The organism is Enterobacter sp. PTB (assembly GCF_051130085.1).
GTDB lineage: Bacteria > Pseudomonadota > Gammaproteobacteria > Enterobacterales > Enterobacteriaceae > Enterobacter > Enterobacter ludwigii.
On sequence record NZ_JBDKEE010000016.1, the window covers coordinates 81,982 to 93,667 of the forward strand.

10 protein-coding genes and 1 other RNA gene are annotated in these 11,686 nt (G+C 38.3%); 4 read left to right on the plus strand and 7 right to left on the minus strand.

Features of this window, described 5'->3' with window-relative positions:
- Positions 1-239 precede the first annotated feature (239 nt).
- Positions 240-2,345, plus strand: a complete 2,106-nt coding sequence (locus tag AAIR21_RS18860) for an NACHT domain-containing protein (RefSeq protein ID WP_000944877.1) — start codon at positions 240-242, stop codon at positions 2,343-2,345.
- Complete coding sequence (locus AAIR21_RS18865) at positions 2,345-3,250, plus strand: RelA/SpoT domain-containing protein (RefSeq protein ID WP_000282312.1); 906 nt, start codon at positions 2,345-2,347, stop codon at positions 3,248-3,250. The genes AAIR21_RS18860 and AAIR21_RS18865 overlap by 1 nt, the downstream gene beginning before the upstream one ends.
- 1,052 nt (positions 3,251-4,302) lie before the next feature.
- Here the strand turns inward: AAIR21_RS18865 and AAIR21_RS18870 are convergent.
- From AAIR21_RS18870 to smpB, 6 genes are all read right to left on the minus strand, one after another.
- Positions 4,303-5,199, minus strand: coding sequence for a ParB/RepB/Spo0J family partition protein (locus AAIR21_RS18870; RefSeq protein WP_000614786.1), 897 nt, complete (start codon positions 5,197-5,199; stop codon positions 4,303-4,305).
- Positions 5,196-6,092: a ParB/RepB/Spo0J family partition protein gene (locus tag AAIR21_RS18875; protein ID WP_000936463.1), complete on the minus strand. Its 897-nt coding sequence runs from the start codon at positions 6,090-6,092 to the stop codon at positions 5,196-5,198. The genes AAIR21_RS18870 and AAIR21_RS18875 overlap by 4 nt, the downstream gene beginning before the upstream one ends.
- On the minus strand, positions 6,082-7,638 hold the full coding sequence (locus tag AAIR21_RS18880) for a recombinase family protein (protein ID WP_000146253.1): 1,557 nt from the start codon (positions 7,636-7,638) through the stop codon (positions 6,082-6,084). Before AAIR21_RS18880 ends, AAIR21_RS18875 begins: the two co-directional genes overlap by 11 nt.
- 282 nt (positions 7,639-7,920) lie before the next feature.
- Positions 7,921-9,150: an integrase domain-containing protein gene (locus AAIR21_RS18885; protein ID WP_001384082.1), complete on the minus strand. Its 1,230-nt coding sequence runs from the start codon at positions 9,148-9,150 to the stop codon at positions 7,921-7,923.
- 166 nt (positions 9,151-9,316) lie between these two features.
- Positions 9,317-9,680, minus strand: a transfer-messenger RNA (tmRNA) gene (gene ssrA / locus AAIR21_RS18890).
- 89 nt (positions 9,681-9,769) lie between these two features.
- The gene (gene smpB / locus AAIR21_RS18895; protein WP_008502505.1) at positions 9,770-10,252 is read right to left on the minus strand and encodes an SsrA-binding protein SmpB; all 483 of its coding nucleotides are present in this window, start codon (positions 10,250-10,252) and stop codon (positions 9,770-9,772) included.
- Between the two features lie 156 nt (positions 10,253-10,408).
- Between smpB and AAIR21_RS18900 the strand changes: the two genes are divergently transcribed.
- Entirely contained in the window at positions 10,409-10,846 is a 438-nt protein-coding gene (locus tag AAIR21_RS18900; RefSeq protein ID WP_024908332.1) for a type II toxin-antitoxin system RatA family toxin, read from the plus strand.
- On the plus strand, positions 10,836-11,123 hold the full coding sequence (locus tag AAIR21_RS18905) for an RnfH family protein (RefSeq protein ID WP_032680464.1): 288 nt from the start codon (positions 10,836-10,838) through the stop codon (positions 11,121-11,123). The genes AAIR21_RS18900 and AAIR21_RS18905 overlap by 11 nt, the downstream gene beginning before the upstream one ends.
- 99 nt (positions 11,124-11,222) lie before the next feature.
- On the opposite strand, the gene bamE is transcribed toward AAIR21_RS18905, so the two are convergent.
- Positions 11,223-11,561 (minus strand): outer membrane protein assembly factor BamE, encoded by a 339-nt coding sequence (bamE, locus tag AAIR21_RS18910; RefSeq protein WP_014171256.1) that lies wholly within the window; start codon positions 11,559-11,561, stop codon positions 11,223-11,225.
- Between the last annotated feature and the right edge of the window lie 125 nt (positions 11,562-11,686).

Sequence of the window (11,686 nt, forward strand, 5' to 3'; positions counted from 1 at the left end):
TAGGTATGACTGCATGTTCAGCGAGCAAGAATGGCTTAAAAGTTCTGTTACTGAGCACCCCATGAAGTTAGAACGATGTCATAACGTGCACGTAACCGTTGAACTGTTCTCTTACAGATAATCTCTACATAGCTATTATTGCTTAGGCGGTAGCTATGTAGATGGTTTTTGTAATATTATATTAAAAGTTCATACAGCGACTATAGCATCATTGCGAAAAATATCAGGAGGTGAGTTTAATGTTACGAAAAAGCAAACTTACAGAGATATATAAAAGGTTTGGTTTTACTGAAGAAAATACAGGTAACGAAAGTATTGCTGTATATTCTATTAAAACAGGGCACTACCATAACGCGGACATACTTCCACTAAATAATGAGGTTAATGTAAATCAAACCTTTGAAGAATATAGGCAGTTAGGTTATGCATGTCAAATTAAAAAATATCAGTCTTATGAAGAAGCACATAAGGAATTATTTAATGGCTTCTTTAGCGTCGATTCAACTAAAGAAAGGTTGATTAAAGATTATAATACTTTCACAGATTCAATTGTAAAAATTCACTCACCTACTGCAACTTATTCCTACATAAATTCAAAATATTACTTAAATGGTGTTATTGGCGAAGCTAATGTTGTTACGGAAATATTAGAGAGAATACAACATAGGCGTCCAATTCTGTTTTTGATTGAGGCTGCAGCCGGTTTTGGAAAGACTTGCACGGCGTATGAATTATTGAGGGAGATTATAGTTAACAATATAGGGAAAATACCATTATTTTCAGAACTATCAAGGAATAGGCAAGCAAAAATATTCAGGTATGTACTATTAGATGAAATTGATAGAAGTTTTCCTTTGTTAAGCTCAGCCTTAGTAAGGAATGAAATAAGAGCAGGAAATGTACCAGTTATACTTGACGGGTTTGATGAACTATTGCATGAAAGTACAAACGGAATTGAAAATAATTATGAAAAAACAGAGCCAATGCTGGAAACAATAAGTGAGCTTCTAACTGATAGTGCAAAAGTGGTTTTGACAACTCGAAGAACAGCTATATTTGACGGAGATGAATTCCATCAGTGGATAGCATCACATCAAGAAGATTTTGATGTGATAAGAATAAGAATTCATGAACCACAAATTGAAGACTGGCTTCCAGGTCAACGTTTAGATGAAATTTCATCGACAGGATTTCCTCTTAACAAATTATCAAACCCTGTACTGCTATCATTTCTAAGATGCATCGACGACACCGACTTTAATAAAGTTATAAGCGACCCAACAACTATAGTGAGGAAGTATTTTGATTCAATGCTTGAGCGAGAAAGAAAAAGACAAGATTTATTAATGTCTATTGAAGATCAATATACTATACTAAAAATAATAGCTGACGACATGGTCGAGGGTAACTACACATCTGAGTCTAGAGAGTATATATCGTTAGTCATAACTGAAAAGAATCAACAACTCTTGGAGGCTACAAGAAAGCTTTATACTGTAGATGAAAGACCAACTACTGACGAATTAGTTAATAAATTAGCATCGCATGCTCTATTAGATCGGTCAGGCTCAGAAAACCAAGGTATTGGATTTGTTAATGAATTTGTTCTTGGTAATTTTGTTTCTGAAAATATTATTAATGATAAGTCAAATGAATGGATTGGTGATAAACGTTTTATAGAACCAGCAGTGCAATCTTATATGCCGAGGATCGATGATGAAAAAGAATTACTTTGGCATAGCTTAGAGTTTGCTTTATATTTTATGTCAGGTAATGATAAAATCCTTTATAGTCATTTGCTTATAGGAAAAGTTCCATTAGATTTAAAAAATGATAGTGTTGAGCAATTGTCTATATCAAAACTTTCTTTAGGCGATATAAATATAATACATGATACTATCTTTGTTGATTGTTCGTTTTTTAGCAGCATATTTACCTGTGGTAATTATAAAAACGTTACATTCGTGAACTGTTCTTTTATAGATTGTAGTTTTAACGAATTAAGTGGTAGGGAAGATATTTATTTTTTGGGATGTGAATGTGACAATGATGCTATTAATAAAAAATCTGTCGAGATAAACAGTGAAAATGATCACGATATTACAGATTGTGATATTTACATCTTAGAGAAGTTCTGTCCCAGAGGGAGTGTTAGCTATCATAAGCATCGGCCTATAAAAGGCTTATGTTCTAACAACAATCAATTTCAGTTAAGTGAAATACTCCATTCTTTAGATAAATTGAGGAAAGACGGTCTTTTACTTACGCCAGACAAGCGTTCGTTCCTTGAACTTAACATGGCAAGAATATCAGAGATTAAAGCAATTCTTGGGAGGAATTTCTGATGTATAACGGGAATGAATTGCGAATTATTCAAAGTTTGCAAAAAGATATAGAAGATGAACTTAATCGTATTGGATTACTTTATCGTTTTTTTTCGAGGACAAAATCAGAAAGCTCAATAATTAAGAAATATGAAAAAGAGCCTAATAAATACTCAGAGGATGGTAAAAAAATTCAAGACTTATTTGGGGTTAGGATAATATTATATTTTCCTGATGATTTATTTATTGCTCAAAAAACACTGGAGAAATTATTCGAAATTGAATCTAAAACCGTAGACGAAACCACGGCTAATCTCTTTGCGGCAACTCGATGCAATTACGTCTTTAAGTTACCAGAAGTATTATCAAATGATAGTGTCTTATTAAAGAAATATTCTTATATTGATACTACTTTTGAAGTCCAATTTAGAACTATTTTATCTGAAGGATGGCATGAAGTTGAGCATGATCTACGCTATAAGTGCAAAGAGGATTGGGTTGAGCATAATGACCTTAGTCGCGCGCTGAATGGAATTTACGCCTCTTTGGAAACATCTGATTGGGGAATAATGAAGTTATTTGAGGATTTAGCATATAGAAATTATAAGTCAAGCGCATGGTCCGCTATGCTAAGAAATAAATTAAGATTGAGAATGGACGATAAGCTTGATGAAAAGATAATTTCAATAATTAATGAGAAAGAGCTTGGTAAAAAGTTTTATAGAATTGACAGAGATCGTTTGTTATCGTTAATGTTAGATTATAATATTGATATACCAATTAATCTTAATAATATAATTTACCTTTGTAATTATTTTTTCATAAAATCTACGGAGCTTCAGGATATAGCCCCTGCTTTAATAATGAAAAAGCTTACAGATGCTGATGAAAAATTCAATAAAAATACTATTTTAGCATCTAAATAATAACTATCTCCGGCTATTAAGTAGGCCTTGTATTTTAGGCCTACTTAAAAAGTTTCATTATGTGAAGTGATGATGATAGCAAATCTGATATCTTTATGGTTGGATGCGAGAAAATATTTTTATCCCGACACAACAACTGGTAATGATAGAAAATTTAAACCCAAAAATGCTACAGTAGCCTCAGCTCACAAACGGAGTATAAAGTGGCGGTTACTCTTTAGTGGGAATACTGTAGATAGTTGATAAACTGGGCTGGATTTTCTTTTCTAACCGAAGGGAAGAAAAGCAAGGGGAACCCAAAGAAACAAGCGCAGCGGCTTCGTAGGGTTAGCCCTTGCTTCTTTTATAATTGGCATTATTCATTCAAGAACAATAGGATCTTCGCTTGTACAAGCGAAGCTATAATAAAAAATCAATTAATTATTTTAAAAGTATTAAGCAAGAGCCTATTGACATTCGTAAAATAAAAGTTATTTTTAATGTATGCCATAAATAAAAAGTTTTATGTCATATGTATCCTGCACTATGTGCAGTTAATGTGCCACTTGTCCCATATATGGGAATATTGGAAAGGTTACTTTGTTTTGAAGTAGCCTTTCGTCCTTCAATATTCACGATTACTTATTGCTATTACCAAGTCCAGTCGAATCGAAGAACATCTTTTATCTGAAACGACTCCTAATACCAGGTTGAAGCCACAATATCTCTCGCATAAGTAGACCAAAGAAAAATTATGATATTAACTATGTGATTTTTTTTAGTGTTAAGTTGAATAATTATATACTGGAGAGTTTTCTGTACACTACCAATTGCTGGTTCATCTGTTCTGCCGCTGATGTTTCTGACTAATCTCCCGGTGACACAGAACTGTCCCTCTCTACCAGCCTTTATTCGACTCAATGTCCGGCTGCTGATACGCAGTTATCCCTTCGTATCAATGACTGACTCTTAAACGCAATGCTTTGGTTGCTGGCGTATCTGACAGCTTCTTCGGCGTGAAGGTCGTTGTGTAAGTATACTTCTTGGTTTATTTAGGCTATATAAAACCATGACTATGACTGGCTGTTTTCAGTAAGAGTCTTATCATCCAAAGAATTTATTCTAGAAATTCTTTTTAACTCATTAAGATAATCAACCTCGTTTTCTAAGAACCAATGAAGAACTTTAGAGTTGCCAAGTAATTTATTAATATATGACTGGATTATAACGAATTTCAACATATCTGAACCATACTCGGTTTGAAGTTTTTTCGTTTCTTCCGAAGTTGTTGCCATTTCTTGTTCCAGACGAAGTATGGTTTTTTTTATGTCCTTTTTATAGGGAGTGTTTTTCCCTTTATTTACTATCATCGATGACGGTGTTGCATCCAAGATGCTCATTGCAAATTTTTTACTATAATTATCAAAATTAATCATTGTACCGACTGCTTCAATTTGACGAATTGGCTTCATTTTCCTCAAAACGTCAAATGTAGCCTTAGGTATAGGTTTATCAGAAAGTTTCGCAATTACACTTGGATCTATGCCGTTCATCACATTAGCTTTATCTTTTATGGCATCAACAGATATGCCCAAAGCAGCACTAAGTTTTTCAATTGATACTTTTGCCAGAGACTTAATTATCATTCTATGTTCTTCAACTACATTTATATGATTCACTTGTTTGTTAGGAGTGAAAGCATCATCTATGCTCGAAAGTATACATGGAGCTTTTTCTATATCTAAGTCTTTTAAAGCCTCAACCCTTAAATGGCCATCAAGTATCTTAGTGACATCTTTATCTTTGTCATAGAATACTATTATTGGTTCAATAATACCCAAGCTTTCGATAGAGGTAACTATTTGATGATATTTATGGCTTCGCTTTACGTTTTCTAATAATTCCTTAGATGGAATTAACTTATTAGTTTCCAGGTAAATAAAATTTTTGCCAAAACGTATCTGAATCATTTTGATACCTCTTTGTTTACTGGGTTTAATATCTGAGATGGTAGTTCTGAAAGATTCTCTTGTTCAAGTATATTTTGAAAGCTTTTATTCATCATTATGATGTTAAAAATCTCATTTATTATTAGTAGATTGGTTTTTATAAATTTCGAGTTGTTATAAACAGATTTATGTTCAGCGATACTATTTTCATAAAGCTCAATCAACTCCTCTGCAGTCATCCTTTTTGATGGTTTGTGATAATAAAATCCGGCTGCTTTTGCACCTTTATTCCCAACTGTTCTTTGATTTAGAATGTATTTTATCTTTATAATGTCCCGACTTTTTATTAATTTTTTATCATATGCTTCGGTAAGAATATCTTGTGCTTCCTCAGTTTCACATCTTGCAAATTGCACTGCGAGATACAGAGGCAAATTACCCCGTTCGACTGCTGAGAGAAGTTTATGCTCTCCCTTATCAAGAAGCATATTAATACTGCTCACCCAGTTCGATGAATATCCAGTAATCTCACTTATTTCGGAGTCTGAAAGTCCTCTGATTTTCATGTCTTTAATCACCTGTAATAACTCATTAGAACGTGGTCTTCTCCTTGCAATGTTTTCAACTAAACTCATAACGTAAGCATCTTCTTCTGATACATCTCTTATAATTGCTGGAATAATAGTTTCACCTAATGCAACAAGAGCCTCTATTCTCCCTTGACCACAAATTAAAGCATATTTGAAATCGTCTTCATCAATAGCTCTTACGCTTATAGGCTTGCTTAATCCTCTTTTTTTTATGCTTTCCTTTATTTCTTCATGCACTACCTTATTTCTTGTTCGTGGGTTAAGAAATTTTATTTTTGCAATCTCAATTTGAATTATTGGGAATTCATTTTTTTCAGGCAGCATATAGTTCCCTCACTTTCATGCGAGTAATAATTTGTAGAAATTTATCAAGATTATCAAATCTATAGAGATCTAACCGAATGTTGTTTGTTTCCATCATACACATTTTACTATATTCGTTTTCAATCTTTGGTATGATATAAAAATCAAGAGGTGAAATATTTTGTGAATTCATTCGTATAACAATTGTTATGTCTGCTTTCTGTGAGTTATCAAACCGGACTTTCCATCTAAGTTTACCTGATTTCATATGTATGCATTTAGTAACAAGGACGGAAATTAAAAACTCATCATTGATGTAAAGCATTGGGTAATATTTATACTCGTCTATATGACAGTTACTTTTTAATATTTCGCCCTTAAAATCCTCAATTATCTCTGAGTAAAATGATCTTAGTGCTTCATTTATTTGGAGATAGCTGTAATCATGTTCTGGCTTATAACCAATCAAAGTATATGCTCTTAAAAGACCACCAAATCGGGTTCTATAAACAGAAGATGAAGGGCCTGTATCATCTTCATCAATGATAAAGCCTGATAGTTTTCCATTAGATTCTAATTTTTCTTTTAGCTTTTCTAATAGATCTTCATTAGTCAAATGAATGGATCGGAGCTGAATTATTTCTTGAGCTTTATTATATTTTTTCTTTGAAATAATTGGTTTATATGCCTTGTCACATCTAATCCATTCATGTTTGGGGTTTTTTACAAGCTTACTTTTTAGTTTAGATGAGGTTTTGTTATATATGTTGTTTCCAATATATTTTTCATTTGTCAAAATTTGATGTATTTTTGCACGAGTCCATGATGTTCCATTTTCTGCAGGTATGCTCTGTTCATTTAATCTCTCAGCAATAATGAATTCTGGGACGTTACTATCTATAAAGAGATCATAGATTCTATTTACAATTTTTATTTCATTTTTTGGTCCCGGAATTAATATTACCCTATCTGTTTGAATACTCTTTCTTTTGCGGAAATTCAATATTTCTTTAGCTATGCCATTTTCGTCTACTAAAAGACGTCTCAGCCCATAACCAGCCATACCGCCTTGATGATAACCAAGCTTTATTAAATTTACTTGCCCTATAAATACCTTTTCAGATAGATTCCTGCTGTGATATGCAGCACTTGATCTTTTTATATTCAGTATAACAGAGGACTCTAAAGGGAAATCTTTAGTGGGTATAGGTTCGGAACAATATATAAGATCTACACCATTTCTTTCAAATAGAAAGGAATAATATGCAGCTTCATCACTATTTTGAAAACGACCAAAACGGCTCACATCATAAAATAATACAGCCTGTATATCTATTTTCTTTTGTTCTACATCGCTAAGTAACTGCTGCAAAGAATGCCTGCCTACGATACTGACTCCGCTCTTACCTGCATCATCGTAGGTATAAGCGATTTCCATATTGTTCTTTTCAGCATAATCTTTGATATATTCAGACTGATTATGTAAAGAATATTGCTGATGGTCGGTAGACATCCTCAAGTACTGTGCGACCCTAACTCTATGATTTTTTTCATTTCCGCTAGCCATGCACAAAACCTCATGGATGATTCAATACAATGTAGAGGATAAAATTGATCAAATTTTAACCGAATTCAACTGTTTTATCATTGATTAGAGCGAATTTGGTAGTTCTTCGAGGTGTATGATAATCGAGAAGAGATGTGAATTATTTAGCTGATATGACCGACAGCTTTCGTTATGTGGCCTCAAGGTACCCATTTGTAAATGGCTATGCTTAGTCCACATAGGTTAATGGTGTGATCATTAATTCTTCAAATAAATCAAGATAGTTAACCCATCATGGAAGAGTTATGCGGCAATAACTTTGTATTTTTGAGACGAAACATAGTCACTCCACCATTGCATGAGAACCACACGTTCTGTGAGATACTCTGCACGATTGTAGGCTGCAATTATTTCATCTTTTTTCGAGTGGGCAAGGGCGGCTTCTAAGACATCAGTTCTAAACTTGCCACACTCCTCAGCCGCCGTTCTAGCGATTGATCGCATACCATGAGCTACAAGCTCACCTCCGAAGCCCATACGGATTATAGCCGCATTAGCTGTTTGTTCATGCATGTGATTGAGTGGAGCTTTGATACTGGGAAAAACCCACTCTCTATGCCCGCTGATGGCTTTCATTGAATCCAAGACTCGCAAAGATTCTTTGCTCAGTGGAACTTTGTGAGGCTTCTTCATTTTCATAAACTCCGCCGGGATGTTCCACATGCTGGTTTCTATATCAATATCTGACCATCTTGTGCGAACAGCTTCACCAGGGCGAACCCATGTGAGAAGTTGCCACTCAATCAGTAGCCTTGTTTCTAAACGGATAGAAGCATTGTTTAGAGCAACCAGGAAGCGGGGGAGTTCGGAAGGGGGTAATGCTGGCATATTCTGTTTTTTTGGCTTGCTGAACCGTTGCCCCAGGTTGTCAGCCGGATTGAATTCTATGAGTTCTTCTGTTGCTGCATAGCGGAAAATTTCATTCAGGCGGGATATGACGCGGCGAAGTGTTTCAAGGACACCTCGTTTTTCTATGGGGTCTAAATGCTGTTTAAGCATTTTAGGGCGAATCTCCTTAATGGGGGTATCACCCAACGTTGGAAAGATATTTCTCTCTAGGCTTCGCCAGATGTCGTTAGCATGATCCTGGGAGATGCCTGACGTTTTGACTTTCTCATCAAGCCACTTCTTGGCTACTGCTTGAAATGTATGTTCCGTTGCATCCTTAAGGGCATTGGCTTTGTGGGTGTTATGAACTTGTGGGTCTATACCATTTGCAAGCAACGACAAGTACTCATCACGTAAAGCTCGTGCCTTCGCAAGTGTAAGGTGAGGATAGGTTCCTAAGCTCACCTTAGTTCGCTTTTTGGTCACAGGCACTGCATATCTGAAATACCAATTTTTCTTTCCTCCCTTCGCTAAGGGGGCGATTCGCAGGAGCAAACCATCGCCGTCAAAAAGGTTAACCTCTTTCTCGGCAGGTTTGGTGCTTTTGATTTCAGTGTCAGTGAGCTTCTTAGCGATTTTTGCCATGTTTGGGACCCTCATGTTTTGGACCCTTTGTGTTGGGTCCCAAAAAGGGTGCCATAACGAGTAGATTCTAGCAATTCTCGGTAGACTACTATAGACGTAAAAAAGCCCGCAAGGCTGGTTCCATGCGGGCTTGATAGACTTCACTGAACTTCAATATATCAAAAATTGGTGGAGCTGGCGGGAGTTGAACCCGCGTCCGAAATTTCTACATCCTCGGTACTACATGCTTAGTTTGTCTTTACATTCGCACGCCAGCTGCGAACAAACACGCCACTAACGTACTAGCCTGATTAGTTTTAACGCTTCAACCCCAGGCAGGGCTTCCACGCGATCTCTTTTGGGTTTGACCTCTCTTGAATCCCCGTCTTAAGAGCGGAAGCTAGGGAGAGAGGGCTCAGAGCAGGTTATTAAGCTGCTAAAGCGTAGTTTTCGTCGTTTGCGACTATTTTTTTGCGGCTTTTTACGAGGCAAACCGCCCCTCGGCATGCACCTTGGGTTTCGCAAATCCCGTCGAATCCAGAATCAGCCCCAATAGTGTTGAACTGAGTATACCAGATTTTAGATCCTGGATACCAGCCCGGAACGCTAACTTATTGAATAGTACAATAAGTGCGCAGAATCAACGTCCTGCGTTTTTCATAATACGTGCTTTGTCGAGCTGCCATTCGCGCTCTTTCAGATCGGTACGTTTGTCGTGCTGTTTTTTACCCTTCGCGACGCCAACTTTCACTTTGCACCAGGCATTTTTCCAGTACAGAGACAGGGCAACCACGGTGAAGCCTTCACGGTTAATGCGCCCATAAAGGGACTCCAGTTCGCGCTTGTTCAGCAGCAGCTTACGGGTACGCGTTGGGTCACACACGTAGTGTGACGAGGCGACGGTCAGCGGCGTGAAGTTGGCACCGAACAGGAAGGCTTCGCCATCTTTCAGGATCACGTAGCTATCACCGATGTTGGCTTTCCCGGCGCGCAGCGATTTTACTTCCCAGCCCTGCAATGCAAGGCCAGCTTCGAATTCTTCTTCAATAAAATACTCGTGGCGAGCACGCTTGTTGAGCGCAATGGTCGCCGAGCCTGGTTTATGTGCTTTTTTCTTCGTCATAAGTATCGTAAAGCCATCGGTAATCTGATTTCAAAAAGTCACCTCATTGCGTCCTGTGAGGTCTAACGCGCTATATTAGCACGAGATGAGGCTTAGCGTTTTTTTAACAGGTGATAAATGTTATTATTTGTCGGTTGTGTGACCATGGGAAATGCTATGCCTCAGATTAGCCGTACTGCGCTTGTTCCATACAGCGCGGAACAAATGTATCAGTTAGTGAACGACGTTCAGTCTTATCCAGAATTTATTCCGGGATGTACCGGGAGCCGAGTGCTGGAGTCTGGCCCGACGCAGATGACGGCGGCGGTCGATGTCTCCAAAGCGGGGATCAGCAAGACGTTCACCACCCGCAATACGCTGACGAGCAATCAGAGTATTTTGATGCATCTGGTAGATGGTCCGTTTAAAACCCTGATGGGTGGCTGGAAGTTTACCCCCCTCAGCGCTGATGCCTGTCGCATCGAGTTCCAGCTGGACTTTGAGTTTACCAATAAACTGATTGAGCTGGCGTTTGGCCGCATCTTTAAAGAGCTGGCCTCGAATATGGTTCAGGCGTTCACGACCCGCGCCAAAGAGGTTTACAGTGTCGCATAAGATAGCTGTCGAGGTGGTGTATGCGCTGCCGGAGAAGCAATATCTGCAGCGTGTGATGCTGGAAGAAGGTGCGACCGTTGAGGCGGCTATTCGCGCTTCTGGCATCCTTGAGCTTCGTCGTGACATCGACCTGGCGAAAAATAAAGTCGGCATTTACAGCCGTCCGGTCAAACTGGCTGATGTGGTGAATGAGGGTGACAGGGTCGAAATTTATCGCCCGCTGATTGCCGACCCGAAAGAGCTGCGTCGCCAGCGTGCGGAGAAATCGGGTAAGTAGTTTGCTCTTCACCTTAAGCCTGATCTCAAAGGGGCGAGGGGGATGAAGGAATACAAAAAAGGTGCTCATTGAGCACCTTTTTGCATCTCTGACACCTGATTATTTGGTCAGGGCAGGCTTGTTGTCGATGTTGGTCAACACACCGGCGCTGCTGAAGGTCAGCGTCAGGGTCTGCTGGGACGCGTCTTCATGGCCCGGCTGCTGACGGAATACATAGAACCAGGTGTTTGTGCCGAACGGATCGGACATCATTGGGGTTCCAAGTGCATAAGCGACCTGCTGTTGTGTCATCCCCACACGGATTTTGGACACATCGTTAGGGGTAAGGTAGTTCCCCTGGTTGATGTCAGGACGGTAAACCACTTTCTCCAGAGTGGAACAGCCTGCGGTCAACATCAGAAGAACCGCTGCGGCAGCGGTCAGCATTTTACAACGCATAGTGATTTGATTCCTTTTCGGGCCCGAGCAGAACGCGGCTCATATGTTATATGCCGATGATAATAGACCTTGCCCCACTTTGAAACCGGTCTGGCGGCGTTTTTGTTGTTCTCTATGACCCTGAG